The organism is Nocardioides sp. zg-1228 (assembly GCF_017086465.1).
Classification (GTDB): Bacteria; Actinomycetota; Actinomycetes; order Propionibacteriales; family Nocardioidaceae; genus Nocardioides.
On record NZ_CP070961.1, the window covers coordinates 1,155,779 to 1,179,740 of the forward strand.

Sequence of the window (23,962 nt, forward strand, 5' to 3'; positions counted from 1 at the left end):
GACATGTTCGGACGCAGGAACCGTTCCGTCACCGGGGACACCCGCGACCTCGAGAGGCGCGTCGCGGCGCTGGAGGAGGCCGTGCAGGACAATCGCGCGCTCAACGTGCGCGTCGCCGAGCTCACCGACGTGGTGACCGAGCTGCTGCTGCCGGTCGCGGCGCGCGACGAGGAGAGGCTGGCGGAGCTGCTCGAGAAGTATCGAGGGGACTTCTCTTGAGCCCTGGCCCGCGCGAGCGCCGCGGCGGACCGCGTCGGGTCTTCCTCCACATCGGACTGCCCAAGACGGGCACGACCTACCTCCAGCAGGTGGTCTGGGGCAACCGCGACCGCCTGCTCGCCGACGGCGTGCTGCTGCCCGGCTTCGGGCACCGCGAGCACCTGTGGGCGGCCCTCGACCTGCAGGAGCGGCCCAGGCTGGCCAAGCGGCACCCGGACGCTCCGGGCACCTGGCGCCGGCTGGTCGACGAGGCCGCCGCGCACCCCGGCGACGTGCTGATCACCCACGAGTTCCTCTGTGGCGCCAGCGCCGAGCAGGCCGCCCGCGCGGTCGCGGACTTCCCGGGGGCCGAGGTGCACCTCGTCGTCACCGCGCGCGACGCCGCGAGCGTCGTCTCCGCCGGGTGGCAGGAGTCGGTGAAGAACGGCGGCACCGTCGGCCTCGACGCGGTGATGGCCGGCCGGGCCGCGGGCGGTCCGGAGTTCAGCATGCGCACCTGGGACCTCGCCGGGGTGCTCGAGCGCTGGACCGCCGAGCTGCCGAGCGAGCGGGTGCACGTCCTGGTGATGCCCGGGGCGGGGCAGCCGCGCGACCTGCACTGGCGTCACTTCGCCGACGTGCTCGGCATCGACCCCGACGACTACCCGGCACCCGCCGAGGCGGTCAACCCCGCCCTGGGCATCGTGCAGATCGAGACCCTCCGGCTGGTCAACGAGCACCTGCCCCGCTACTCCGCGCACGAGCGCGGCGTGTGGATCCGCGGCTACCTCGCCGAGGACCTGCTGGCCCGCCAGCCCCGCGAGCGCGGGGGAATGCCGGCACACCACCGGGCGCGGTTCGCCGAGCTCGACCGCGCCGCCGCCGCCCTGATCGCCGAGCGGGGATTCCACGTGCTGGGCGAGCTCTCCGCGCTGACGGCCGAGCCGACGGGTCCACCGGGACGAGAGCCCGACACGGTCACCGCCGAGGAGCTTCTGGAATCTGCCTCACGCCTCGTCGCTGATATCGTGGCCGACGTCCGCGCGAGCACAGGTGATGTGCCGCCACGTCGGGGGAACCCCTGATCCGGGCGCCACGGGGCGCCATCCGGTGCCACGTAGGAGTCGTTGTGCGTTCCAAGTCCGTTGCCCTGCTCGCCGCCTGTGGGCTGGTGGCCGCCCTGGTGGCGCCCACGTCCGGAGCGGCGTCCGCCGGTCCCGCGCCCGCCGGCCAGGTCGGCCAGGTCGCTCCGTCGGCCGCGCCCGGCGCGCCCGCCGCGCGCAAGCCCGGCAAGCCCAACAAGAAGTGGAAGGTCCCCACCGGGGCCAAGTTCAACAACCCGATGGTCGAGAAGGACCGCTACGTCATCGAGCGCCACATCCTGCGCGCGATCCGCAACACGCCGCGCGGGGAGAAGATCGTCATCTCCGCCTACTCCCTCGACCGGCAGGTGTTCGCCGACGAGCTCATCCGCGCCCACCGCCGCGGCGTGAAGGTGCAGGTGCTGCTCAACGACCACCTCGTGCCCAACGCGCAGGTGCGCATCCAGCGGGTGCTCGGTCACAAGACCAAGAAGTCGAGCTTCCTCAAGCGCTGCAAGTCGGGCTGCCGCGCCGACGACAACGAGTACAACAACCTGCACAGCAAGTTCTACCTGTTCAGCCGCACCGGCAAGAACCGCAACGTCGTGATGCTCGGCTCGCAGAACATGACGATGAACGCCGTGCGCTGGCAGTGGAACGACCTGTGGACCACGGTCGGCAAGAAGACCCTCTACGACCAGTTCATCCGACTGTTCAACGACATGCGCCCCGACTGGGACAAGCGCCGTGCCTCCTACGCGTTCTGCGAGGCCGGCACGACGTGCCCCTCCGGCGACCAGCACAAGTACTTCAACATCGTCTTCCCCCGCCACACCACGCCCAACAAGGACGTCATCCTCGACATCCTCAACAACATCCAGTGCGTCTACACCGACGCGGCCGGGACGCAGCGGCGCACCCAGCTCGCGCTGTCGATGCACACCATGCGCGGTGGCCGCGGCAACTACATCGCCGATCGGCTGCGCCAGCTCTACGCCGACGGGTGCAACCTGCGGGTCAACTACGGGCTGATGGGCTTCCACACCAAGCAGCACATCGGCGCCCCGACCGCCCGCGGCCGCGTGCCGCTGCGCTCGACCGGGTTCAACCTCAGGGACGACGTGCCGACCGGCGACCCCGAGATCGACAACATGCCCGAGGCCATCGAGCGCTACACCCACCACAAGTACTTCGTGCTGCGCGGGTCCTACAAGGGCAACATCGACAGCCACATGGTGTGGACCGGGTCGACCAACTGGTCGAGCCTGGGCACGCCCCAGGACGAGATCCTCTTCAGCATGCACGGGCGCGGGATGGTGCGCGACTACATGAAGAACTTCAACCTGATGTGGAAGAAGCCCTTCAGCCGCGACGCGTACACCACGACCTACTCGTCGTGGAAGACCGTCGACGGCCGTCGGGTCGGGGTCGGGCCGATGGTGACGGTCGAGCCCGACGGGCTGAGCGCCGGCGGCCCCACCTGGGAGAACGACTGACCGAGGTGCCTCAGCCCTCCTGCGCGCCCGCCTCGTCGGCCGGCAGGAGGGACTCCGCGAGCCCGCGGACGGTCTCGAGGTCGGGGCCCTGCAGCACCACGGTGCTGCCCCTGAGGTCGTGCGCGAGGACGGTGGCGCCGGCGTGGTCCCATGCCGACCAGGTGCCGGTGCCCCAGTCGGACAGGTCGACGTCGTCGGCCGCGGTGAGGTCGGGCTGGTCGCCGAGCACCTCGGCGCTGGTGCCCGGGAGCTGGTCGAGGACGACCTCGCCGGCCGGCGCCGTGAACTCCAGGCGCCACCACTGCGGGTCGGGCTGGTAGCCGCCGCCGACGGCGGTCCAGCCGTCGGGCAGGGTCGAGGGCACCATCGTGATCAGCCCGTCGGCGGTCGCGCGGAGCGCGGCCTTCTTGTAGCGCGGCGACACCGCCGGCTCGGTGCCGAAGTCGATCGGCTCGACCGGGGTCACGCTCTCGGTGGGGGAGGCGGACGAGGTCTCCGACGAGGGGTCGACGCCGGTGTCAGGGGTCGAGGCGTCGTCGCCGCACGCGCCGGCGAGCAGGACGAGGGAGGCTCCCAGGGCTGGTCCGATCACACGGATGGGTCGCATGCGCGCCAGTCTCTCACGGGCGTCCGGGGCCGGGTCCCGTGTGACGACTGTCTCGGCGCCGGACCCTGCCCCCGGCCGTCGCCGGCGACCTAGACTCCGTGCGATCCAGCCGCGAGCGTCCAGGAGCCATCACATGCCCCGCCTCTGCCAGACCGACGGCCTCTCCGAGGACCAGAGCGAGATCCTCAAGGCGGTGCGGCAGTTCGTCGACGAGCAGATCATCCCGGTCGCGCAGGAGCTCGAGCACGCCGACGAGTACCCGACCGAGATCATCGAGGGGCTCAAGGAGCTCGGCGTCTTCGGCCTGACGATCCCCGAGGAGTTCGGCGGGCTGGGGGAGTCGCTGCTGACCTACGCGCTGGTGGTCGAGGAGATCGCGCGGGGCTGGATGAGTGTCTCCGGCGTGATCAACACCCACTTCATCGTCGCCTACATGCTGGTCCAGCACGGCACGGAGGAGCAGAAGCAGAAGTACCTGCCGCGGATGGCGACCGGCGAGGTGCGCGGGGCGTTCTCGATGTCCGAGCCGGGCCTCGGCTCCGACGTGTCCGCGGTGTCCACCAAGGCCACGAGGGCCGACGACGGCAGCTACTCGATCACGGGTCAGAAGATGTGGCTGACCAACGGGGCGACGTCGACGCTGGTGGCGGTGCTGACGAAGACCGACGAGGGTGCCGAGAGCGTCTACAAGAACATGACGACCTTCCTGGTGGAGAAGGAGGCCGGGTTCGGCGAGACCGCCCAGGGCGTCACCGTGCCGGGCAAGATCGAGAAGATGGGCTACAAGGGCGTCGAGACGACCGAGCTGATCTTCGAGGGCCACCGCATCGGTGCCGACCAGATCCTCGGCGGCGAGCCCGGCAAGGGGTTCTTCCAGATGATGGACGGCGTCGAGGTGGGCCGGGTCAACGTCGCCGCCCGTGCGTGCGGGCTGGCGTGGCGCGGCTTCGAGCTCGCCATCGCCTACGCCCAGCAGCGCAAGACCTTCGGCAAGCCGATCGCCGAGCACCAGGCGGTGCTGTTCCGTCTCGCGGAGATGGCCACCAAGGTCGAGGTCGCGCACACGATGATGGTCAAGGCCGCACGCCTCAAGGACACCGGCCAGCGCATGGACGTCGAGGCCGGCATGGCCAAGATGGTCGCCAGCGAGTACGCCAACGAGGTCGTGGAGGACTCCTTCCGCATCCACGGCGGCTACGGCTACTCCAAGGAGTACGAGATCGAGCGGCTGATGCGCGAGGTGAAGTTCATGCTCATCGGCGAGGGCACCTCCGACATCCAGAAGATGATCATCGGTCGCAGCCTGCTCAAGGACTACAAGCTGGGCTGAGCCCCGCCGCGGGCGACGGAGGCGCGGCCGCGTCAGCCGGCGGTCTCCGCAGCGGCGTCGGCCGCGGCCAGCGCCTCGCTGGCGGCCTCGACGACGTCGGGGGACAGCACGTGCTCGATCGCCAGCGCCGAGGCGCCGAGCACGCCCGCCTCGCCGCCGGCTCGTGAGGTGACGATGCGCAGGTGCTCGGTCGCCAGCGGCAGGGACCGGTGGTAGACCGACTCGCGGATCCCGGCGAGCAGGTGCTCGCCCGCCCCCGCCACCTGGCCGCCGATGACGACGACCGAGGGGTTGATCAGGTTGACCATGGTGGCCACGACCTCGCCGATGTCGCGCCCGGCCTGACGTACGACGCCCATCGCGACCCGGCTGCCCGAGCGGACCAGCTCGACCACGTCGCCGCCGTCCTCCGCGGCCTCACCCTGCGCGCGGACCGCGGCCGCCAGCGCCGGGCCCGCCGCGACGGCCTCGAGGCACCCCGAGTTGCCGCAGCGGCACATCACGTCGTCGGCGCCCGGGACCCGGACGTGGCCCAGGTCGCCGGCCGTGCCCTGGGCGCCGCGCTGGAGCACGCCGCCGGAGACGATGCCGGCACCGATGCCCGTGGCGACCTTGATGAGCACCAGGTCGTCGACGTCGCGCAGGTGCTGGCGTCGTTCGCCGAGCGCCATGATGTTGACGTCGTTGTCGACGAGCACCGGCACGGCGTACTGCTCCTGGAGGTAGGCCGGCACGTCGAAGCGGTCCCAGCCCGGCATGATCGGCGGGTTGATCGGGCGCCCGGTGTCGTGCTCGACCGGCCCCGGGAGACCGATGCCGATGGCCGCGAGGTCGTCGATCGGCCGGTCGCTGGCCGCGAGGAGGTCGCGGACCGACTCCACGACCCAGGACAGCACGGCCTCGGGACCGTCGCCGACCGCGATGCGGGCGTCGACCTCGCCGAGGATCGAGCCGTTGAGGTCGGTCAGCGCCGCGGTCGCGTGGGTGGCGCCGAGGTCGACGCCGACGACGAGCTTGGCGGTGGGGTTGAGCGCGAACAGCGCCGGGGGGCGCCCGCCGGTCGACCGGGCGCCGCCGAAGGGCGCCACCAGGCCCAGCCGCATGAGGGTGTCGATCCGGGCCGTGATCGTCGAGCGGGCCAGCCCGGTCGCCTCGGCCAGCTGGGCACGGGTCCAGGGCCTTCCGTCTCGCAGCAGGTCAAAGAGCTCGCCGGTTCGCACGATGCGGAGTCAAGCACATGCGCGACTTTGCACGCGTAACCAGACACTTTTGTCACGTTCTCGACAGAAGCCCGTGACGCGTGCCACAGTGTGGCCCGTGCCTGCGAACGTGCCCGTGAACACCCCCGCGAACGCCCTTGCGAACACCCCCTCCGACACCGCCCTGGCGGCCGCCGGGATGACGAAGAGCTTCTTCGGCAACACCGTGCTCGACCGCGTCGACCTGACCCTGCTCGCCGGTGAGGTCCACGGCCTCGTCGGCGAGAACGGAGCCGGTAAGTCCACACTCATGAAGATGCTCGCCGGGGTCCACACCCCCGACAGCGGCACGATCGTCGTCGGCGGCGAGCAGGTCTCGTTCAGCCACCCCGTGCAGGCCCAGCGGGCGGGTGTGTCCACGGTGTTCCAGGAGTTCAACCTCCTGCTCGAGCGCACCATCGCCGAGAACATCTGGCTCGGCCGGGAGCCCCGGCGCCTGGGCCGCCTCGGCCCGGTCGACACCGCGCGCATGCGCCGCGACACCGAGGAGCTGCTCGAGGGCCTCGGCGTGTCCGGCCTCTGGGCCGGCACGCTGGTGCGGAGCCTGTCGGTGGCCGAGCAGCAGATCGTCGAGATCGCCAAGGCTGTCAGCTTCGACGCCAAGGTGATCCAGATGGACGAGCCCACGGCGGCCCTCGCCGACCACGAGGTCGAGCTCCTCTACTCGATCATCCGACGCCTCGCCGACCGTGGCGTCGCCATCCTCTACGTCTCCCACCGCCTCAAGGAGGTCTTCGACCTCTGCTCGACGATCACCATCCTCAAGGACGGCCGGCAGGTCGCGACCCGGCCGGTCGGCGAGCTCAGCGAGGCCGAGCTCGTGCGCCTGATGGTGGGTCGGCCGCTCACCACCTACTTCCCCGACAAGCCGGCGGACGTCACCGCGGGCGACGTCCGACTCGCGCTGTCCGGCGTCGGCAACGGCTACGTCGACGACGTCTCCCTCGAGGTCCGCGCGGGCGAGATCGTCGGGATCGCCGGCCTCCAGGGCTCCGGTCGCACCGAGCTCCTCGAGACCGTCTTCGGCGTGCACCCCGTCGCGCGCGGGACCATCGCCCTCGACGGCGCCCCGCTCGAGGTGGCCAGCCCCCGCCAGGGCGTACGCGCCCGGCTCGCGTTCATCACCGAGGACCGCAAGGCCAAGGGCCTCGCGCTCAACCAGTCGATCCTCGACAACGCCCTCGGCGTCGTGCGGGCCGTCTTCCCGCGGCGCACCGGCGCTGCCCGCCGTGACATGCCCGGCGTGCTGTCCAACCTGGACGTCGCCGCCCACAGCCTGGGCCAGGAGGTCCAGTTCCTCTCCGGCGGCAACCAGCAGAAGGTGGTGCTGGCCCGGTGGCTCAGCATCGACCCGCTCGTGGTGCTGATGGACGAGCCGACCCGCGGCATCGACGTCGGGGCCAAGCACCGCGTCTACGAGCTGATGCGCGAGCTGACGCGTCAGGGCGTCGCCGTGCTGATGGTCTCCAGCGAGCTTCCCGAGGTGATCGGCATGTCCGACCGGATCCTCGTGATGCGCGACGGCACCCTCGCCGGCTCGCTCCCGTCGGGGGCGAGCGAGGAGGCCGTGCTGGCGATGGCCACCGGGGCCGCGAGCGAGGAGGCCGCATGAGCGCCACCACCGACCGGACGCCGGACCCGGCCCGGATACCCGCCTCCGCGCCGGGCCGGGAGCCCCGCGACCCGGCACGCCGCAGTCGTGCGGCGCGCCCGCGCGGCGCGCGCCGGCTCGACTCGACCGCTCTCATCTATCTGGTGCTGCTCGTCGTCGTCGTCGCGTCGGCGCTGCTGACCGCGGTCGAGGGCCGCAACTTCTTCAGCCAGGGCAACACCTGGGCCGTGCTGACGGCGATGAGCGTGCTGGGCCTGATCGCGATCGGCCAGACCCTGGTGATCCTCGTGGGCAGCCTCGACCTGTCGGTGCCCTACGTCGTCAGCCTGGCCACCGTCATCGCTGCCGACGGGATGAAGGGCCTGGACGGCAACCTGTGGCCCGCGATCTTCAACACCCTCGTCCTGTGCGCGCTGGTCGGGCTGGTCATGGGCGTGGTGGTCAGCGTCTTCGACGTGCACGGGTTCATCGCCAGCCTGGGCGTGGGCCTCATCGTCAGCGGCTACCTCGCCACCAACTACCAGGGCAGCCACGGCGACGCCTCGCCCGCGCTCGAGCTGCTCGGCCGCAGCGGCATCGCGGCCGTGGTCCCGACGGCGTTCATCCTGCTGCTGGTGGCCGCGCTGCTGGTCACGCTGATGCTGCGCTACACCCGCCTGGGCCATCACCTCTACGCCATCGGCGGCAACCGCGACGTGGCCCGCATGTCGGGTGTCCGCACGACGATGCCCGTGGTCGCCGCGCATGTCCTCTGCTCGCTCCTCGCCGGCGTGGCGGGCCTGCTGCTGCTCTCGCGCACGGGGGTCGGCCTGCCCACCATCGGCTCGCAGGGGCGCTACGACCTGCTGTCCATCGCGGCCGTCGTGCTCGGCGGCACCCTGCTGGCCGGCGGCAAGGGGAGCGTGGTCGGCACCATCGGCGGCGTCGCGATCTTCGCCGTGCTCGACAACGTCATGGGCGTCATGCAGGTCAACCCGTTCCTCAAGGACTTCGTGCGCGGCCTGGTCATCGTGCTCGCCGTCGCGGTCTACGCCCGCCGCAGCGTCGTACGCCGGCCACCCCGCTTCGGCCCCGACCGGCCCACGCTGCCCGCCCCCGGCTCCACGACCGGATCCACGACGAAGGAGGAGACCGCATGAGCACCGCGACCTCCGGCTCCCCGGCCGCCACGGCCGCCGGCCGCACCCTGCCGCTCACGGAGGGCTCCCTGCCGCAGCGGATCCTGCGCGGTGCGCTGACCCCGGGCGGGGCGGTGTTCATCCTGCTCGCCCTGCTCCTCATCGCCGTCGTGTGGGTCAACCCGTCCTTCGGGGAGCCGCCGCAGCTCATCCGCTTCATCGGCCGCACCGCACCGATCGCGATCGCCGCGATGGGGCAGTACTACGTGATCGTCTCCGGTGAGTTCGACCTCTCCATGGGCGCGGTCATCGCGACGCAGGTCGTCATCGCCGGCAACTACATCGGCGACGACGAGGGACGCGTGCTGCCGGCCATCGGCCTGATGCTGCTCATCGGGGTGGTCGTCGGCCTGGTCAACGGGCTGGGCACCACGATCCTGCAGGTGCCGAGCTTCATCGTCACGCTCGGCACGATGCTCGCCCTCGGCGGTCTGGTGCGCTACCTGACCGGGGGCGCCGCCACCGGCAACCCGGTCGACGCCTTCCGCGAGATCGGCCGCGGCGGCATCCAGGACGTGCCCGTCCTCGACGTCCTTCCCTACTCGGTCGTCATCCTCGTGGCCGTCGCGGCGGCCGGCGTCTGGCTGATGCGCTCGCCGTTCGGCCGCACGCTGGTCGCGACCGGCGACAACCCCGACGCCGCCGGCGTCGCGGGCGCACAGGTCTGGTGGGTCAAGACGCGGGCGTTCATCCTGTCCGCACTCTCGGCCACCGTCGCGGGCATCCTGCTCGTCGGCTACGCAGGCGTGCACCCCTCCGTCGGCGCCGGCTACGAGTTCCAGGCGATCACGGCCGTGGTGCTCGGCGGGGTCGTGCTCGGCGGCGGGCGGGGCTGGCTCCTCTCCGCGGCGGCCGGGGCGTTCGCCCTCGAGCTGCTGTTCTCGTTCCTCAACTTCCAGGAGGTCGAGTCGACCTGGAGGAACTCCGTCCAGGGCGTGATCATCATCCTCGCCGTCGCCCTGGCGGCCCGCGCCTGGTCGCTGGGTCGGCGTCCCTCGTCTCGCCCCGCAGCACCCGCACCACCACCCACCACTGCCCGACCGGGCACCGAACCAGGAGACAACTGATGCGCCACACGATCCACCGCGCGCCGATGGCAGTGGCCTCGGCCCTGCTGCTCGGGGTGTTCGCCACCTCGTGCAGCACCGAGGACCCGACGGACTCCACCGCCGGCACCGACGAGAGCTCGGAGACGTCCGAGTCCCCGGACGCCTCCGAGGAGAGCCCCGCCGAGGAGCAGGAATGGTTCGACCAGGAGGTCTACGACACCCAGTTCGACCAACGTTCGGCGACCTTCGAGGGCGACCCCGAGACGCCCTACCTGCAGTACATCGACGGCGAGATGACCGACACGGCCGACTACAAGGCCAAGGGCGCCCAGAAGGCCTGCTTCGCCAACGCCTCCATCTCCAACCCGTGGCGCCAGACCGGCTGGATCACCATGAACCAGCAGCTCAAGGCCCTGCAGGACGAGGGCGTCATCTCCGAGATGGAGACGCGCGACGCCGGTGACGACGACAACACCCAGATCGCCGACATCGACTACTTCATCTCCGAGGGCGACTGCGACGCCTTCATCATCTCGCCCAACTCCACCGCCGCGATGACCGACGCGGTCGAGCGCGCGTGCGAGACCGGCAAGCCCGTCGTCGTCTTCGACCGCGGCGTGCAGACCGACTGCGCCACCACCTTCATCCACCCGATCGGTGGCTTCGCGTGGGGCATCGACACCGCCGAGTTCCTCATCGACAACCTCGAGGAGGGCGACAAGGTCGTCGCGCTGCGCATCCTGCCCGGCGTCGACGTGCTCGAGCAGCGCTGGGCCGCGGCGGAGAAGCTCTTCGAGGAGAACGGCATCGAGGCGGTCGACTACTTCACCGGAGCCGACCCGACCGAGATCAAGAAGATCATCACCGACGAGCTCGGCAAGGGCGAGGTCCAGGGTGTCTGGATGGACGCCGGCGACGGCGCCGTCGCGGCGATCGAGGCCTTCGAGGACTTCGGTGCCGACTACCCGGTGATGACCGGTGAGGACGAGATGAGCTTCCTGCGCAAGTGGGAGGACACCGGGCTGACCGGCCTGGCGCCCGTCTACTCCAACTTCCAGTGGCGCACCCCGCTCCTCGCGCTGCAGAAGATCTTCGCCGGCGAGGAGGTCCCCCGGGAGTGGGTGCTCCCGCAGGCCCCGATCACCGAGGACGAGCGCGGCGACTACCTCGAGGCCAACGACGGCATGCCCGACGGCCACTACGCCAAGTTCGGCGGCGAGGACCTCGTCGGCTACCCCGACGTCTGGCAGGAGCGCCAGATCCCCTGATCAGGCGATGATCGACTGATGCACCCGTCGGTGGGCCGGGCCGCCCGGCCCACCGACGTCCGTCCCCTCCACCCCGCTGCCCAGCATCCGGAAGGACCTCCATGCGAGAGATCGGCGTCAACACGTGGGTCTGGACCTCACCCCTGACCGACGCGGACGTGGCCGGACTGCTGCGGCACGTCGCCACGATGGGCTTCGACGCCGTCGAGCTGCCCCTCGAGAACACCGGCGACCTCACCGTCCCGGTCGTGGCCGAGGTGCTCGCCGAGACCGGCCTGACGCCGTGCGTCGTGGGGGCGATGGCACCGGGGCGCGACCTCGTCGACGCCGCGTGCGTCGCCGACACCCAGGACTACCTGCGGGCCTGCATCGACTTCGCGGCCGGCATCGGCGCGCGGACGGTCTGCGGCCCGTTCTACGCCGCCACCGGCCGCGTGTGGCGCATGGACGCCGACGCGCGGCGGGCGGCGTACGACGACGTCCGCCGGCACCTCGCACCCGTGGTCGACCACGCGGCCGAGCGGGGCGTGCGCCTGGGCATCGAGCCGCTCAACCGCTACGAGACCTCCCTGGTCAACACCGTCGACCAGGCGCTGGATGCGCTCGGGCCGCTGCTCGGCGACGGCCTCGGACTCGCGCTCGACAGCTACCACCTCAACATCGAGGAGCGCTCGAGCGCGGGCGCGATCCGGGCCGCCGGCCCCCACCTGGCGCACGTCCAGGTCTGCGGCAGCGACCGCGGCGCGCCGGGAGGCGACCAGACCGACTGGCGGGCGTTCGTGTGCGGCCTCGACGACGTGGGCTATGACGGCCCGCTCGTCATCGAGAGCTTCACGGCCGACAACGCCTCCATCGCCACGGCCGCCTCCATCTGGCGTCCGCTGGCACCCACCCAGGACGAGCTCGCCCGAGACGGCTTGTCGTTCCTCCGGTCGCTCGCCTGAGCGACCGCCACCTCACGGCAGGAGAAGCACGTGACCAGCACCCCCAGCGCATCGGGCGCCGCCGGGTCCCCGGGAGTCGCCGTCATCGGCTACGCGTTCATGGGCAAGGCCCACTCCCACGCCTGGCGCAACGTCGCCTCGCTCCGACCCGGCGCCCCCGGCGTGCGCCAGCAGGTCCTGGTCGGTCGCGACCCGGAGGCGGTGGCGATGGCGGCCAGGCAGTACGGCTGGGCCGAGTCGGCCACCGACTGGCGCGCGGTGATCGAGCGCGACGACGTCGACATCGTGGACGTCTGCGTCCCCGGCCACCTGCACGGCGAGGTCGCGATCGCCGCGCTGGAGGCCGGCAAGCACGTCATCGCCGAGAAGCCGCTCGCCAACACCCTGGGCGAGGCGGAGAAGATGGTCGCCACCGCCCGAGCCGCCCGCGAGCACGGGGTGCACTCGATGGTCGGCTTCAACTACCGGCGCGTCCCGGCGCTGGTGCTCGCGCGGCGGCACATCGCCGAGGGCCGGCTCGGCGACGTGCGCCAGGTGCGCGTGTCCTACCTGCAGGACTGGCTGGCAGACGACGCCGCGCCCATGACCTGGCGGCTGCGCCGCGAGCTCGCCGGGTCGGGCGCCCTCGGCGACCTCGGCTCGCACGCCGTGGACCAGGTGCGGTTCCTGCTCGGCCAGGAGGTCACGGCGGTCAATGCGCTGACCCACACGTTCGTGCGCGAGCGCCAGGGCGTCGACGGTCCCGAGGAGGTGAGCGTCGACGACGCCGCGTGGGGCACCCTGCGCACCGACGGCGGCGCCGTGGTCAGCCTCGAGGTCACCCGCATGGCCACCGCCCGCAAGAACGCGCTCGGGATCGAGGTCTACGGCAGCAACGGCGCCCTGCGCTTCGACCTCGAGTCGCTCAACCACCTCGACCTCTGCCTCGACGGCTCGGAGGGCTTCCGCCGCGTCCTGGTGACCGACCAGGACGACCCCTACATCGACGGCTGGTGGCCGCCCGGCCACGTGCTCGGCTGGGACGCGACGTTCACCAACCAGGCGGCGGACCTCCTCGCCGCCCTCGCGGCCGGTGAGGAGCCCACCCCGTCGTTCGAGGACGGCCTGGCCGTGCAGCGCGTGCTCGCCGCGATCGAGGAGAGCGCGGCGCGGGGCGGGAGCTGCGTCGACGTCGACGCGTGACGGATCCCACGTGAGCGCGGCCGCCGGGGGCGCCACGGCTGCGGCACGATGTCCGGCATGGGCACGCAGGTCAAGACCAACCCCGGCCGCTTCTTCGAGGACTTCACCGTCGGGCAGGTGATCGAGCACGCCACCCCGCGCACCGTCACCGAGGGCGACCGGGCGCTCTACGGCGCGATCTACCCGACCCGCTTCGCGGTCCCCTCGTCCGCGGAGTTCGCCGCGTCGGTCGGGCTGGCGCCCCACCCGGTCGAGGAGCTCGTGGCCTTCCACATCGCCTTCGGCAAGACGGTGCCCGACGTGTCGCTCAACGCCGTCGCCAACCTGGGCTACGCGGAGTGCCGCTTCCACCTGCCCGTCGTGCCGGGCGACACGCTGCGCACCCGCTCGGAGGTGATCGGCCTCAAGCAGAACTCCAACGGGCGGACCGGCGTGGTGTGGGTGCGCTCGACCGCGACCAACCAGCGCGGCGAGGTCGTCGTCGACTGGGCCCGCTGGGTGATGGTGCACAAGCGCTCGGCGGACTCCCCAGCCCCGGAGACCGTGGTGCCGGCGCTGGCCGGCGCGGTCGATGCCGGCGACCTCGTGGTGCCGGCCGGCCTGGATCTCTCGTCGTACGACGTGGTGGCTGCGGGCGAGCCGCACCGGCTCGGCGACTACGAGGTGGGCGAGCGCATCGACCACGTCGACGGCGTGACGCTCACCGACGCGGAGCACATGATGGCCACCCGGCTGTGGCAGAACACCGCCAAGGTGCACTTCAGCACCGAGGCACGCCCGGACGGCAGGCGCCTGGTCTACGGCGGCCACGTGATCTCGCTGGCGCGGGCGCTGTCGTTCAACGGGCTGGCCAACGCCCAGCTCGTGGCCGCGATCAACGCCGGCGCCCACGTGGCACCCGCGTTCGCCGGCGACACCGTGCACGCGTGGTCGGAGGTGCTCGACACGGCCGTCCTCGACGCCCCGGGCGTGGGGGCGCTGCGGCTGCGGCTGGTGGCCACCAAGGGCCGCGACGAGTCGATGACGCTGCGCGGCGACGACGGCGCCTACACCGACGGCGTGCTGCTCGACCTGGACTACTGGGCGCTCGTCCCGCGCTGAGGCCCGCCGCCGGTGCGGAGCAGGTCGGCCGCGATCGCGTCGAGCGCGTCGTCGAGGGAGCCGGCCGGGTCGAGTCCGAGCCGGGCCAGGACGGTGCGACCGGCGTCGAGCAGCTCGGCGTCCGTCGCGTCGTCGGGCGTACGACCGGTGCGCGGGTCGGCGGGCAGCAGGTCGTCGAGGTCGCCGACGACGTCGTAGGACCGCGATCGGAGGTCGGCCACCGTCGCCTCGGACCGCTCGCGGACCCACCCGTGGTGGCGCGCGGGCAGGACGAACGACTCGCGGGGCGCCGCGCCGGCGAGCGCCCGCGGCACGAACGTCGCCTTGACGTGGCGGGTCAGGGCGGGGGAGCGCTGCGACCGCGGCAGGCGCTCGTTGACCCGCCGGAGCAGCTCGGCCTCGACCAGCCCGAGCGAGTCGTTGGGGCGCCGGGCCTCGGTGTCGAGCCCGGTGACGTCGGCGCCGAGCACGGCGGCGCTGCGCAGCCACAGCTCCTCGCGCGGCGCGCCCGCGGGCGGCACGACGACGAGGTGGGCCCGCTCGCCGGGGAGGCCGGCGGACCACAGGGCGAGGATGGCCGGCACGTCCTGGTAGCGCCAGAACTTCTGGTCGCCCTCGCCGCGCCGCACGGTGGCGAGGAAGCGCCGGTAGGGCTGGCGGGCGCCCATCTTGACCCGCTGCTGCCACGCCGAGGGCAGCACCCGGCCGAGGTCGCGGGCGGTCACGACGACGTGCACCTCGTCGGCGGCGCCGGCCAGGTCGGCGAGGGCGGCCGCCGCGGCGCCGTCCGGCGAGTCGGAGAAGTGCTCGTTGGACACCAGCGCGTCGCCCGGCCACGCGCGGGTCTCCTCGACCAGCCGCGGCCACGCGTCCCGCTCGCGCGCGTCGAGGGTGTCGACCACGCCCGACATGCCCTTGACGACGGCCGCGGCCGCGAAGTGGTCGCGGCGCCTGCCGCCGGGGAGCAGCAGCCCGCGGGCCCGCAGCTCGTCGCGGTGGCGCCACCACAGGTCCTGGAGGAAGGTGGTGCCGGACTTCGCCGTCCCGACGTGGAGGAACACACGGCGAGCCATGCCGGTGACCCTACTGGGTGACGGCAGACTCGATCCGTGCACCGCGACCGCGACCTCCTCCACGACATCGACCGGCGGACCGAGACGGCGTTCGAGGCCCGGCTCGACGAGAGCCTCGCCCCGCGCGACCCCTCGATGCTGCTCCAGGTGGTCCGCGAGCTCGGCCTGCCGCCCGACAGCCGGGTCGTCGACGTCGCGTGCGGCGACGGCGACCACGCCGTCCGGCTGACCACCCACTTCGGCTTCCGGGTGCTCGGCCTCGACGTCGTCCAAGGACACCTCGACCACGCCCGCGCCGTCCGGCGCGACCTCGTGCCCGACATCGCCTCACGCCTGGCCTTCGAGCGGGGCACCGCCACCGACCTGCCGGTGCGCGACGGCATGCTCGACCTGGTCTGGTGCCGCGACGCCATGGTGCACGTCGGGCACCCCGAGGACGCCCTCGCCGAGTTCGCCCGGGTGCTGCGCCCGGGCGGCTACGTCGTGGCCCACCAGGTGGTCGCCACCGACCTGCTCGGCGACGTGGAGGCCGCGTGGCTCTTCGACGTGCTGGGCGTGGTGCCGGCCGCCGCCGACCCGCGGGCGGTCGACGCCGCGATCGAGCGCTCCGGCCTCGAGGTGGTCGACAGCATCGACCTGTCCTCGGAGTGGGCGGAGTGGTCGCAGGAGCACGACGGCACCGCCGGTCGCGCGCTGCTGCACCTCGCCCGGCTGCTGCGCGAGCCGGAGCGCTACCGCGCGGAGTTCGGGGACGCGGCCTACGACGTGACGGTGGCCCGGTGCCGCTGGCAGGTCCACCGGATGACGGGCGGGCTCGGCGCGCGGCTCGACGTGCTGCGCCGGCCTTAAGCGCTCGACCCGGCGCGCCGGGTTTGGCAGGGTGGCGCCTCAGACCGTCATCGATAGACCGTCATCGATCCAGGAGGACCACATGGCTGATCAGGACCCCAACGCAGACATCAAGGCGAAGATGCGGGAGGCCCTCGATCGCAAGAAGGGCCACGACCACCCCGACGACACGGCCGGGTCGCGCGAGAAGGCGCACGGATCCGAGGTCAACGACAAGAACGTCGCCAAGCCGATGCACCGGCGCAAGGCCGGTGGCGGAGGCGCGTGACCCGGATGGGCGGTCACCTCGCGCCGGCGGGCACCTCGTCCGCCGGCGCGAAGGCCCGCGCCAGCCAGAACAGCGCCACGACGAGCACCAGGGGGACGGCGAAGCCGATCCGCAGCGATCCTGAGCCGACCGCCCCCGTCATCACCGCGCCGAGCAGCGCGCCGGCGTAGTTGAACTGGTTGAACCGCGCGACCACCGCGTCGACGCGCGCCCGGCGGGTCGCCGGGTCGGCGTCGCGGCCCGCGAGCGCCGCCGCGGCGGAGAAGCTCAGCGGCGCGACGACCGCGACCCCGCAGCCCAGCAGCGTGAAGCCGAGCACCGCCACCGGCCACGAGGGTGCCGCGACGACCACCGCGAGCGCGACGAGGGCCACCCCCGCCCCGACCCGCAGCAGCCGCACCGCGCCGACCTGCTCGGTGAGCCGGTCGCCGGCGAGCCGCACCAGCCCGCTCGCGACGAGGTAGGGCAGCGTGGCCAGGGCGACCAGCCCCTCGGGCGCGTCGAAGACGGCGTCGAGGTAGACCGGCCCCCACGTCGCCGCGGCGGTGTCGACGGTGTAGAAGACGACCAGGGCCAGGCCGACCGCGACGATCGCCCGCCACGGGACGTCCACCGGCGTGCCGCTCGCGGCCACGCCGTGGTCGCGCGCCAGGAAGGGCGCCACCGCGGCGGCCAGCGGCAGCACCGCGACCAGCGCGACCGCCGACCACGGGAGGTCGCCCGCGGCGAGCGTGCCGACGGCACCGACCACACCGCCGAGCGTCCAGGCGCCGTGGCACGACGGCAGCACGACGCGACCGAGCCGGTGCTCGAGCGCCACCGCCTGCATGTTGCCCGTCGCGTCGACCAGCCCCAGCCCGACGCCGTACGCCGCGAGGCCGAGCACGAAGACGAGCGTGGTGGGCGCCAGGACCACGACCGCCACCGAGACCGCGACCACGAGCAGGCCGGCGCGCAGCACGACCGCGCTGTCGAGGCGAGGGGCGAGCCGCTCGGCGACCAGCGAGCCGACCCCGGCGAGGAGCACCATCATCAGCAGGACGCCCGACAGGGCGAGCTCGTCGAGGTCCCACCGGTCCTGGAATCGGGGGAGCCGGGTGGTGAGGCTGATGAAGACCAGGCCCTGCACGCCGAACGCCGCCGAGATCGCTTCGCGCGCCCGGCGCAGCTCGGGCTCCGCCCCGCTCCGTCCCACCGTCGTCATGCTGAGCATCGTGGCAGCCCTCCCCGCCCGTCGTGGCAGACTTCCGCGACATGTCCTCCGATGGTCCCGAGCTCTGGGTGGTCCGGCACGGCGAGACGGAGTGGAGCCGCGACGGCAGGCACACCTCGACCACCGACCTGCCGCTCACCGAGGACGGCGAGGCGGCAGCCGCCGCGCTGGCGCCGCGGCTGGCCGAGGTGGCGTTCGACCTGGTGCTCACCAGCCCGCGCCGGCGCGCGCGTCGTACGGCCGAGCTGGCCGGCTTCCCCGACGCGGAGGTCGACGAGGACCTCGTCGAGTGGGCCTACGGCGACTACGAGGGCGTGACGACCGCGGAGGTCCGGGAGACAGTGCCCGGCTGGACCGTGTGGACGCACCCCACGCCCGGCGGCGAGACGCCCGACGAGGTCGCGGCGCGCCTCGACCGCGTCGTCGCCCGCGCGCGGCGCCACGACCGCGCGCTCGTCTTCGCCCACGGCCACTCGCTGCGCGTGCTCACGGCGCGGTGGCTCGAGCAGTCACCGGCGGAGGGCCGGTTCTTCAAGCTCGACACCTCGACCATCTCGGTCCTCGGCTACGAGCGGGAGCACCCCACCCTCCTGAGCTGGAACAGCTGACGTGCGGATCGACCTCCACACGCACTCCTCGGCCAGCGACGGCACCGACACCCCCGCAGACCTGGTGCGCGAGGCCGCCGCGGCCGGCCTCGACGTCGTCGCGCTCACCGACCACGACGCGATGTCCGGGTGGGCCGAGGCGCGCCGCGCCGCCGACGAGGTCGGCATCACGCTCGTGCCCGGCCTCGAGATCAGCACGAGGTACGGCCACCGCGGCGTCCACCTGCTCGGCTACCTCCCCGACCCGACGCATCCGGCGCTCGCCGCCACGCTCGACCGGATCCTCGCCGGACGCACCGAGCGCACGCCCGCCATCGTCGCGGCGCTCCGCGCGGAGGGCATCGACATCACCGAGGACGACGTGCACCGCGAGGCCGGCGGCTCCGTCGCGGCCGGCCGGCCCCACGTCGCCGACGCGCTGGTGCGCCTCGGCCTGGTCGCCGACCGCACCGAGGCGTTCCAGGTGCTGCTCGACCCGGGCCGCCCCGGCTACGTCAACCGCTGGGCCCCCGCGCTCGAGGAGACGATCGGCCTGGTCACCGACGCCGGGGGAGTGGCCGTGATCGCGCACCCGTGGGGCCGCAGCGGGGGCACGGTCCTCGACGAGGAGGCGCTCGCCTCGCTCGCCGAGGCCGGGCTCGCCGGCATCGAGGTAGACCACCAGGACCACCCGCCCGAGGTGCGCGCCCGACTGCGCGGCATCGCCGCCGACCTCGACCTCGTCGTCACCGGCAGCAGCGACCACCACGGCCTCGGCAAGGTCGACCACGACCTCGGCGTCAACACCACCGACGCCGAGCAGTACGAGCGGCTGCTCTCGCTGGCCCGCAACCCGCTCGATGGCTGAGCCCACGACCGGGCCCCCGACGAGGCTCCCGACCGGGCTCCCCGAGCGCGTCCTGGTCTACGGCGTCACCGGGTCGGGCAAGAGCACGGCCGCGCTCGCCGTCGGCGCCCGCACCCCGTGACGCTGGTCGACGAGCTCACCTGGCTGCCTGGGTGGGTGCCGGTCGACCCGGAGGTGCAGCGCGAGGTGATCGGGCGGGTCGTCGCGGACGAGCGGTGGCTGCTCGACTCGGCGTACGGCGCGTGGCTCGACCTCGTGCTCCCGCGCGCCCAGCTCGTGGTGGGCCTCGACTACCCGCGCTGGCTCTCGTTCGGCCGGCTGGTCCGGCGCACGGCGTCGGGCGCGATCACGCGCGAGCCCCGGTGCAACGGCAACATCGAGACGTGGCGGGCCATGCTGCGCCGCGACTCGATCCTCGTGTGGCACTTCCGGTCCTTCGGCCGCAAGCGCGCGCGGATGCGGGCCTGGGCCGGCTCTCCCGATGGGCCGCCGGTGCTCCTCTTCCGCAGGCCGCGCGACCTGGACGCGTGGCTCGCGACCCTCGCGCCGGCCGACTGACCTCACGCTCCCGGGGCGCGGCGACGAGATCGTGGAGGATCCGAGCCACCAGGTGACTCGGATCCTCCACGATCCCGGCCTAGCTGCGCACCATCCGCCGCTCGAGGTGCAGGTCGCCGAGCGCCTCGGCGTCACCGACCTCGGCGGGGGCGATGCGTGCGGTCACCGACGACCGATCGACTGGGTCAGCCGGAGCACCCGGTGGGGGATGGCCCGGGTCAGCGCGACGATCGTCTTGTACTGCGCGCCGGGGATGGAAAAGGCGCGGCCCTTCTCGAAGTCCTCCAGCGACGTGCGGACCAGGAAGTCGGCGTCGAGCCACAGGAAGCCGTCGCCGCGCGCGACCTGCATGCGCTGGTGGAACTCGGTCTTGGTGAAGCCGGGGCACAGCGCCATGACCGTGACGCCGCGCGAGCGGTACTCCAGGTGGGCCCACTCGCTGAAGCTGTTGACCCACGCCTTGGCGGCCGAGTAGGTGCCGCGGGGGAGGAACGCCGCGACGCTGGAGACGTTGATGATGCCGCCGTGGCCGCGCTCGGCCATCGCGCCGAGCGCGGCGTGGCTGAGCCGCAGCACCGCGGTCACCAGGACCTCGAGCATCGCGGTCTCGTCGTCGGCGGAGTTGTCGAGGAAGCGCTGCTTGAGCCCGAAGCCGGCGTTGTTGACGAGCAGGTCGACGGGGCGCTCGCGGTCGGCGACCCGGGCCTCGACCGTGGCGAGCTGCTCGCGGTCGCCGAGGTCGGCGACCAGCACCTCGACCTGCACCCCGTGGGCGCGACGCAGCTCCTCGGCCACCTGCTCGAGCCGGGCGGCGTCGCGTGCGACGAGGACCAGGTCGTCGCCGCGAGCGGCGAGCTGGACGGCGTACTCGTGGCCGATGCCGGCGCTCGCGCCGGTGATCAGTGCGGTGCTCATGCGGACAGCATTTCAGCACCGGCCCCGGCTCGCACCCCGGTCCGGCACAATTGCAGGCAATGAGCACCAAGAGCCGGGGAGCGGCCCCCGTCACGCTGGCCGTCGCCAACCAGAAGGGCGGGGTGGCCAAGACCACCTCCGTCGCGTCCATCGGCGCCGCGCTCGCGGAGCTCGGGCACCGCGTGCTGCTCGTCGACCTCGACCCGCAGGCGTGCCTCACGTTCTCCCTGGGCATCGACCCGGAGGACGTCGAGACGTCGGTGCACCACGTGCTGACCCAGGGCGTCGACCCGGCGGACGTCATCCTCGCGACCGAGGACGGCGTCGACCTCCTGCCCGCCACCATCGAGCTCGCCCGCGCCGAGGCCGACCTGCTCACCCGCACGGGTCGCGAGCACGTGATCAAGGGCGTGCTCGAGCAGCTGGCCGACGACCTCGCCGACACCGAGGACGGCCCGTACGACTGGGTGCTGCTCGACTGCCCGCCCTCGCTCGGCGTGCTGACGGTCGCGGCGCTCACCGCGGCCGACGGCGTGCTGGTGCCGCTGCAGTGCGAGACGCTGTCGCACCGCGGGGTCGGGCAGCTGCTCGACACCGTCCACGACGTGCGCCGCTTCACCAACCGCGGGCTCGAGGTGTGGGGCGTGCTGCCGACGCTCTACGACGGCCGCACCACCCACGCGCGCACGGTGCTGGAGACGATCAGCGAGACCTACGACCTCGAGGTCGTCGAGCCGCCGATCCCCAAGACCATCAAGTTCGCCGAGGCCCCGGCCGCGGGCCGGTCGATCCTCGCCACCAGCCGCAGCAGCAAGGGCGCCACGGCCTACCGCGAGGTCGCCCGCAACCTCGTCGCTCGCGCGACCCGGTAGGGGGCCCGGGCCCAGGGTGCCTCGACCGACGGCCGGCGTGCGGGCGGGCGACCCACCCCGATGAGGTCTTTACCTTCAGGGACGCATGGGTGACAGTGACGAGGATCACTGTCGCCACACGACGTCCCGAAGGGGCTGCCCACGATGCGTTCCACGACCTTCCGCGCCACCACCCGCGCGCGACGCGCCACCGCCGGGCTGGGGGCGGCCGCGCTGGCCGTCGCCGGGCTCGTCGCCGGCACCCAGAGCGTCGCCCAGGGGGACACGCCGGCGCAGGACGCCACCCCCGTCGCTGCGGCCGCGGCGACGCCTCCCACCTATGAGCGCGACCTGACCGAGCAGCTGGACGGCAGTCGTGCGTACGCGACCGTCAAGCACCTCGTCGAGCAGATCGGTCCGCGGGTCAACGGCACGCCGGCGGAGCGCCGCGGAGCGGCCTACCTCCGCGACGTGCTCGAGCCCTACGGCTACGAGGTCGAGCTGCAGTCGTGGGGTCCGGTGAGCACCAAGCGCACCGCGGACGTCGTCACTGCGGGCGCACCCCTGCCCGGCGGTCCCAAGTGGCAGATGGCCGCCTCACCGTCGGGGGTCTACACCGGCGACGGCGCTCCCGTGACCGCACCGGTGGTGCCGGTCGGCACCGGCCAGACCGCGGAGGACTACGCCGACGCGTCCGGTGCCATCGCCTACGCCGTCGTCTCGACGCCGGCCGAGCGCGGCACGGCGATGACCCTCGCCGCGGCCAACGGCGCGGTGGCCGTGATCCTGGCGCCCCCGGTGCCCGCCAGCGGCAAGACCGCTCCGCGCAACCCGACCGTTCCGGCAGGCACGGCCGCCGTCGCGATCCCGGTGCTCGGCGCCGGGTCGGACCACACGGTGTGGCTCGACCAGGCGCTGCAGGCCGGCCCGGTCTCACTGCGCCTGGTCACCAACGAGTACGTCAACCCGATGGGCACCAACATCATCGCCACCCGGCACGCGGTGGGCGACCCGCAGGGCACGACGGCCCCGATCGTGATGGTCGGGGCCCACATCGACTCGGTGCTCGGCGCACCGGGTGGTCACGACGACGCCTCCGGCAACGGGGTCTCCACGGAGATCGCTCGCGTGCTGGCCACGCTGCCCTACGACAAGGAGATCCGCATCGGCGGGTTCGGCGGGGAGGAGGGCGGCCTGCTGGGCGCCCGCGCCTACGTCGACACGCTCACCCCGGCCACGCGGAAGCGGTTCGTCGGCGAGTGGCAGATGGACATGGTCGGCACGACCCACGAGCCGGCCCGCCTGTGGGCGCTCACCCCCGACGGCAGGAGCAACTACGTCGTCGAGCAGGCCTACGCCGCGGCCGCGCGCGACGGGTTCGGCGGCCTGGACAACTGCAAGCTCGGGCAGTCGGACCACCAGGCCTTCTTCGACGCCGGCATCCCGGCGGCCCTCTTCATCTGGCTCGACTATCAGGACCCGGTCGCGCCCAGCACCTGCGAGTCCATCGCCCGCGGCAGCTACCGGACCGAGCCCGAGTACCACCAGCCCAGCGACGGGATGAACAACGTCAGCGAGCCGCGCCTGCAGATCACCCTCGACGTCATCGGCGGAGCGGTCATCGAGAACGCGCTCAACGCCCTGACCGTCACCGCGGTGACGAAGGACGGAGCGCCCCTGTCCGGCGCCCAGGTGCTGGTGGACTGCGGCGACGGTAGCCACGACGCCGGACGCACCGACGAGGCGGGGGTCACCAGGACCCGGGTCCCGTCGGGTCGTTGCGCGCTGAGCGCCACCAAGGGATCGGACACCGTGACCGGCGAGGTCGCGATGTCCGGTGACGAGTCGGTCAGGCTGACCCTCGACGGCGGCACCGCGCCGGCCCTTCCGCGGATCTCCGCCTCGGCGGAGACGAGTCGCTACGGTCAGTCGCCCGTGGTGCGGATCGACCTGGCGCCGGCCGCACTCGAGCCCACGGGATCGATCGAGATCCGCGACGGAGGGCGGGTGCTGGCCACCACCTCGGGCCAGCCGGGGGTCCGGTCCGTGATCCTGCCCGCCGCCCGCCTGCGCCCGGGCCGGCACGACGTCGACGTGGTCTACGTGGATGCGTCGGGCGCCGACCGAGTCGTCTCTCCGACACGCGTCAAGGTGCTCAAGGCCCGCGCGCAGCTGCGGCTGCGGCCCGTGCGGACCGTCCGGGGAGCGCGCGTCCACCTGCCGGTCCGGCTGGTGGTGCGTCCGCGCGACATCGCGTTCGCGGCACGCGGCCGGATCGTGGTCAGGTCCGGGGGCCGTGAGGTGGGCTCAGCTCGCCTTCGAGACGGCCGCGTCGTGGTCCGCCTCGACCGTCTCGACCGGAGTGGGAAGCACGTCCTGCGGGTGCGCCACGTCGGCAACCGGCTCGTACGGCCGAGCTCGGCCTCGACCACCGTCGTGGTCGGGAAGGGCTAGCGTCCCACCGACCGGAGCCT

At 72.9% G+C, this 23,962-nt stretch carries 24 protein-coding genes; 19 read left to right on the forward strand and 5 right to left on the reverse strand.

Features of this window, described 5'->3' with window-relative positions; translation table 11 throughout:
- Positions 1-3: 3 nt before the first annotated feature.
- From JX575_RS05490 to JX575_RS05500, 3 genes are read left to right on the forward strand one after another with little or no spacing between them, the layout of a single operon-like run.
- The gene (locus tag JX575_RS05490; protein WP_186341466.1) at positions 4-219 is read left to right on the forward strand and encodes a DUF6752 domain-containing protein; all 216 of its coding nucleotides are present in this window, start codon (positions 4-6) and stop codon (positions 217-219) included.
- Entirely contained in the window at positions 216-1,283 is a 1,068-nt protein-coding gene (locus tag JX575_RS05495) for a hypothetical protein (RefSeq protein WP_186341467.1), read from the forward strand. The genes JX575_RS05490 and JX575_RS05495 overlap by 4 nt, the downstream gene beginning before the upstream one ends.
- 44 nt (positions 1,284-1,327) lie before the next feature.
- Complete coding sequence (locus JX575_RS05500) at positions 1,328-2,776, forward strand: phospholipase D-like domain-containing protein (RefSeq protein WP_186341468.1); 1,449 nt, start codon at positions 1,328-1,330, stop codon at positions 2,774-2,776.
- 10 nt (positions 2,777-2,786) lie between these two features.
- Here JX575_RS05500 and JX575_RS05505 read toward each other — a convergent pair whose 3' ends face one another.
- Positions 2,787-3,383, reverse strand: a complete 597-nt coding sequence (locus JX575_RS05505; RefSeq protein WP_186341469.1) for a hypothetical protein — start codon at positions 3,381-3,383, stop codon at positions 2,787-2,789.
- A gap of 133 nt (positions 3,384-3,516) precedes the next feature.
- On the opposite strand from JX575_RS05505, the gene JX575_RS05510 reads away from it, so the two are divergent.
- Entirely contained in the window at positions 3,517-4,713 is a 1,197-nt protein-coding gene (locus tag JX575_RS05510; RefSeq protein ID WP_186341470.1) for an acyl-CoA dehydrogenase family protein, read from the forward strand.
- Positions 4,714-4,745: 32 nt separating this feature from the next.
- Here the strand turns inward: JX575_RS05510 and JX575_RS05515 are convergent, their stop codons facing one another.
- Positions 4,746-5,933 carry an ROK family transcriptional regulator gene (locus JX575_RS05515; protein WP_241005349.1) on the reverse strand — a complete coding sequence of 396 codons (1,188 nt, stop codon included), beginning with the start codon at positions 5,931-5,933 and terminating at the stop codon, positions 4,746-4,748.
- 115 nt (positions 5,934-6,048) lie between these two features.
- Here JX575_RS05515 and JX575_RS05520 point away from each other — a divergent pair, with 115 nt between their 5' ends.
- The 7 genes from JX575_RS05520 to JX575_RS05550 all read left to right on the forward strand — a co-directional run bounded on the left by JX575_RS05520 (position 6,049) and on the right by JX575_RS05550 (position 14,306).
- Positions 6,049-7,584 carry a sugar ABC transporter ATP-binding protein gene (locus JX575_RS05520; RefSeq protein WP_206054526.1) on the forward strand — a complete coding sequence of 512 codons (1,536 nt, stop codon included), beginning with the start codon at positions 6,049-6,051 and terminating at the stop codon, positions 7,582-7,584.
- Positions 7,581-8,723, forward strand: coding sequence for an ABC transporter permease (locus tag JX575_RS05525; RefSeq protein ID WP_186341471.1), 1,143 nt, complete (start codon positions 7,581-7,583; stop codon positions 8,721-8,723). Before JX575_RS05520 ends, JX575_RS05525 begins: the two co-directional genes overlap by 4 nt.
- Positions 8,720-9,829 (forward strand): ABC transporter permease, encoded by a 1,110-nt coding sequence (locus JX575_RS05530; protein WP_186341472.1) that lies wholly within the window; start codon positions 8,720-8,722, stop codon positions 9,827-9,829. The genes JX575_RS05525 and JX575_RS05530 overlap by 4 nt, the downstream gene beginning before the upstream one ends.
- Positions 9,829-11,079: a substrate-binding domain-containing protein gene (locus JX575_RS05535; protein ID WP_206054527.1), complete on the forward strand. Its 1,251-nt coding sequence runs from the start codon at positions 9,829-9,831 to the stop codon at positions 11,077-11,079. Before JX575_RS05530 ends, JX575_RS05535 begins: the two co-directional genes overlap by 1 nt.
- A gap of 101 nt (positions 11,080-11,180) precedes the next feature.
- Positions 11,181-12,023 (forward strand): sugar phosphate isomerase/epimerase family protein, encoded by an 843-nt coding sequence (locus JX575_RS05540; protein WP_186341473.1) that lies wholly within the window; start codon positions 11,181-11,183, stop codon positions 12,021-12,023.
- A gap of 30 nt (positions 12,024-12,053) precedes the next feature.
- Positions 12,054-13,205: a Gfo/Idh/MocA family oxidoreductase gene (locus tag JX575_RS05545; RefSeq protein ID WP_186341474.1), complete on the forward strand. Its 1,152-nt coding sequence runs from the start codon at positions 12,054-12,056 to the stop codon at positions 13,203-13,205.
- A gap of 57 nt (positions 13,206-13,262) precedes the next feature.
- Positions 13,263-14,306, forward strand: coding sequence for a MaoC family dehydratase (locus JX575_RS05550; protein ID WP_186341475.1), 1,044 nt, complete (start codon positions 13,263-13,265; stop codon positions 14,304-14,306).
- On the opposite strand, the gene JX575_RS05555 is transcribed toward JX575_RS05550, so the two are convergent.
- Positions 14,282-15,379, reverse strand: a complete 1,098-nt coding sequence (locus JX575_RS05555; RefSeq protein WP_186341476.1) for a hypothetical protein — start codon at positions 15,377-15,379, stop codon at positions 14,282-14,284. The genes JX575_RS05550 and JX575_RS05555 overlap by 25 nt on opposite strands.
- A 36-nt stretch (positions 15,380-15,415) precedes the next feature.
- On the opposite strand from JX575_RS05555, the gene JX575_RS05560 reads away from it, so the two are divergent.
- Both JX575_RS05560 and JX575_RS05565 read left to right on the forward strand, forming a co-directional pair.
- Complete coding sequence (locus JX575_RS05560; RefSeq protein WP_186341477.1) at positions 15,416-16,228, forward strand: class I SAM-dependent methyltransferase; 813 nt, start codon at positions 15,416-15,418, stop codon at positions 16,226-16,228.
- An 82-nt stretch (positions 16,229-16,310) separates the two neighbouring features.
- The gene (locus JX575_RS05565) at positions 16,311-16,496 is read left to right on the forward strand and encodes a DUF5302 family protein (RefSeq protein WP_186341478.1); all 186 of its coding nucleotides are present in this window, start codon (positions 16,311-16,313) and stop codon (positions 16,494-16,496) included.
- Between the two features lie 13 nt (positions 16,497-16,509).
- Here JX575_RS05565 and JX575_RS05570 read toward each other — a convergent pair whose 3' ends face one another.
- A complete protein-coding gene (locus JX575_RS05570; protein ID WP_206054529.1) occupies positions 16,510-17,700 on the reverse strand; it encodes an MFS transporter in 1,191 nt (396 codons plus the stop codon).
- A 50-nt stretch (positions 17,701-17,750) separates the two neighbouring features.
- Here JX575_RS05570 and JX575_RS05575 point away from each other — a divergent pair, with 50 nt between their 5' ends.
- From JX575_RS05575 to JX575_RS05590, 4 genes are read left to right on the forward strand one after another with little or no spacing between them, the layout of a single operon-like run.
- Entirely contained in the window at positions 17,751-18,317 is a 567-nt protein-coding gene (locus JX575_RS05575) for a histidine phosphatase family protein (RefSeq protein WP_186341479.1), read from the forward strand.
- Position 18,318: 1 nt separating this feature from the next.
- Positions 18,319-19,164: a PHP domain-containing protein gene (locus tag JX575_RS05580; protein WP_186341480.1), complete on the forward strand. Its 846-nt coding sequence runs from the start codon at positions 18,319-18,321 to the stop codon at positions 19,162-19,164.
- Positions 19,157-19,285, forward strand: a complete 129-nt coding sequence (locus tag JX575_RS05585; RefSeq protein ID WP_206054530.1) for an ATP-binding protein — start codon at positions 19,157-19,159, stop codon at positions 19,283-19,285. The genes JX575_RS05580 and JX575_RS05585 overlap by 8 nt, the downstream gene beginning before the upstream one ends.
- Complete coding sequence (locus JX575_RS05590; RefSeq protein ID WP_206054531.1) at positions 19,282-19,722, forward strand: adenylate kinase; 441 nt, start codon at positions 19,282-19,284, stop codon at positions 19,720-19,722. Before JX575_RS05585 ends, JX575_RS05590 begins: the two co-directional genes overlap by 4 nt.
- A gap of 162 nt (positions 19,723-19,884) precedes the next feature.
- On the opposite strand, the gene JX575_RS05595 is transcribed toward JX575_RS05590, so the two are convergent.
- Complete coding sequence (locus tag JX575_RS05595) at positions 19,885-20,637, reverse strand: SDR family oxidoreductase (protein WP_186341481.1); 753 nt, start codon at positions 20,635-20,637, stop codon at positions 19,885-19,887.
- Between the two features lie 59 nt (positions 20,638-20,696).
- Between JX575_RS05595 and JX575_RS05600 the strand changes: the two genes are divergently transcribed.
- Both JX575_RS05600 and JX575_RS05605 read left to right on the forward strand, forming a co-directional pair.
- Entirely contained in the window at positions 20,697-21,509 is an 813-nt protein-coding gene (locus JX575_RS05600) for a ParA family protein (protein WP_186341482.1), read from the forward strand.
- A 144-nt stretch (positions 21,510-21,653) separates the two neighbouring features.
- Positions 21,654-23,942, forward strand: a complete 2,289-nt coding sequence (locus JX575_RS05605; RefSeq protein WP_186341483.1) for a M28 family peptidase — start codon at positions 21,654-21,656, stop codon at positions 23,940-23,942.
- The last annotated feature ends 20 nt before the right edge of the window (positions 23,943-23,962 follow it).

Excerpts from the sequence above, each read along its gene's own strand:
- JX575_RS05605 (WP_186341483.1), top strand. The coding sequence starts at position 21,654 with ATGCGTTCCACGACCTTCCGCGCCACCACCCGCGCGCGACGCGCCACC.
- JX575_RS05600 (WP_186341482.1), top strand. The coding sequence starts at position 20,697 with ATGAGCACCAAGAGCCGGGGAGCGGCCCCCGTCACGCTGGCCGTCGCC.
- JX575_RS05575 (WP_186341479.1), top strand. The coding sequence starts at position 17,751 with ATGTCCTCCGATGGTCCCGAGCTCTGGGTGGTCCGGCACGGCGAGACG.
- JX575_RS05505 (WP_186341469.1), bottom strand. The coding sequence starts at position 3,383 with ATGCGACCCATCCGTGTGATCGGACCAGCCCTGGGAGCCTCCCTCGTC.
- JX575_RS05535 (WP_206054527.1), top strand. The coding sequence starts at position 9,829 with ATGCGCCACACGATCCACCGCGCGCCGATGGCAGTGGCCTCGGCCCTG.
- JX575_RS05570 (WP_206054529.1), bottom strand. The coding sequence starts at position 17,700 with ATGACGACGGTGGGACGGAGCGGGGCGGAGCCCGAGCTGCGCCGGGCG.
- JX575_RS05550 (WP_186341475.1), top strand. The coding sequence starts at position 13,263 with ATGGGCACGCAGGTCAAGACCAACCCCGGCCGCTTCTTCGAGGACTTC.
- JX575_RS05540 (WP_186341473.1), top strand. The coding sequence starts at position 11,181 with ATGCGAGAGATCGGCGTCAACACGTGGGTCTGGACCTCACCCCTGACC.
- JX575_RS05510 (WP_186341470.1), top strand. The coding sequence starts at position 3,517 with ATGCCCCGCCTCTGCCAGACCGACGGCCTCTCCGAGGACCAGAGCGAG.
- JX575_RS05595 (WP_186341481.1), bottom strand. The coding sequence starts at position 20,637 with ATGAGCACCGCACTGATCACCGGCGCGAGCGCCGGCATCGGCCACGAG.
- JX575_RS05555 (WP_186341476.1), bottom strand. The coding sequence starts at position 15,379 with ATGGCTCGCCGTGTGTTCCTCCACGTCGGGACGGCGAAGTCCGGCACC.
- JX575_RS05565 (WP_186341478.1), top strand. The coding sequence starts at position 16,311 with ATGGCTGATCAGGACCCCAACGCAGACATCAAGGCGAAGATGCGGGAG.
- JX575_RS05530 (WP_186341472.1), top strand. The coding sequence starts at position 8,720 with ATGAGCACCGCGACCTCCGGCTCCCCGGCCGCCACGGCCGCCGGCCGC.
- JX575_RS05525 (WP_186341471.1), top strand. The coding sequence starts at position 7,581 with ATGAGCGCCACCACCGACCGGACGCCGGACCCGGCCCGGATACCCGCC.
- JX575_RS05585 (WP_206054530.1), top strand. The coding sequence starts at position 19,157 with ATGGCTGAGCCCACGACCGGGCCCCCGACGAGGCTCCCGACCGGGCTC.
- JX575_RS05490 (WP_186341466.1), top strand. The coding sequence starts at position 4 with ATGTTCGGACGCAGGAACCGTTCCGTCACCGGGGACACCCGCGACCTC.